General features: G+C 54.8%; 1 protein-coding gene and 1 pseudogene. One reads left to right on the forward strand and one right to left on the reverse strand.

Going from position 1 to position 970, the window contains the following annotated elements:
* Positions 1–435 (forward strand): annotated as a pseudogene (locus ACESTR_RS16235) (relaxase); the annotation flags it as partial.
* A 92-nt stretch (positions 436–527) separates the two neighbouring features.
* On the opposite strand, the gene ACESTR_RS16240 reads toward ACESTR_RS16235, so the two are convergent.
* Positions 528–970 (reverse strand): glycoside hydrolase family 97 C-terminal domain-containing protein (locus ACESTR_RS16240; RefSeq protein ID WP_373179454.1); only part of this gene is annotated, 443 nt, incomplete at its 5' end.

Raw genomic sequence — 970 nt, forward strand, 5'->3', positions numbered from 1 at the left:
AGTGCGCTGAAGCAGGACGGGACGCTCAACCGGCTGCGACAGACAGTCCGGGATGCTATGAGTCCGAACAATACACGGAACGAGTTTCGGCAGTTGCTCAAAGTGGAGAACATCGACGCGATCTTTCGCATCAACCCGATCGGCAGAATCTATGGCGTGACTTTCATTGACCATAACGACGGCATCGTCGCCAACGGATCGGTGCTGGGAAAAGAGTTTTCGGCCAATGTTTTCAATGAATTGTATCCGGCACCGAAACAGGCGCAACAGGTCGCAGAACAACACGTGGAACAGAAACATGAAGTGCAAAACCATGCCGCCAATCCTATTTCTGGCATTGTCGATACGGTATTGGATTTGGCCGACACGCGGGCTTACGAGGAACAGCAACGGCAGATGCAACAAAGGCGTAAAAAAAGACGACATCGTTCCTGATACGAAAAACGGGGTCTGATATGGATCAGATCCCGTTTCTCATTGTTCCCTGTCGGCTTTCCGTCGTGGCCTCCCCGTGCCACCGGCATCTTCTATTTCTCTGCCGGAATAAAAGTTATTGCCTGCCCGCCCCGTTCAGCCATCTCGATGCGTATGGTATCTCGTGCCGTCACCGCCCGCTTCCCGATCAGGTATGCCTCCGGATTGCGCCCCGCATCCGGAGCATCGGCATATATGGTCGCGGTATACGTCACTCCGGGTTCGAGGAAGTCGAGCTTCTGCACGAGCGTCCTTGCCTTCTCGTCCGTTCCTGCCCCGAGAAAGTATCTGTCTTTGGCCCGTCTTGCAACGACGATATAGTCGCCGATCTCTCCCTGCAATGCCTTCGACCAGTCGCAGTCTGCGTCGAAGTCGCGGAAGAACCGGAATGCGGGATGCCCTTCGTAGTTCTCGATCAGGTCTGCGGCCATCTGCAGGGGCGAGTATATGATCACCCAGTTTGCTATCTGCCGTGCCAGCGTGGTCTTTATGCAGC

It is taken from the genome of Alistipes sp. DJF_B185 (assembly GCF_964250025.1).
Classification (GTDB): Bacteria; Bacteroidota; Bacteroidia; order Bacteroidales; family Rikenellaceae; genus Alistipes; species Alistipes finegoldii.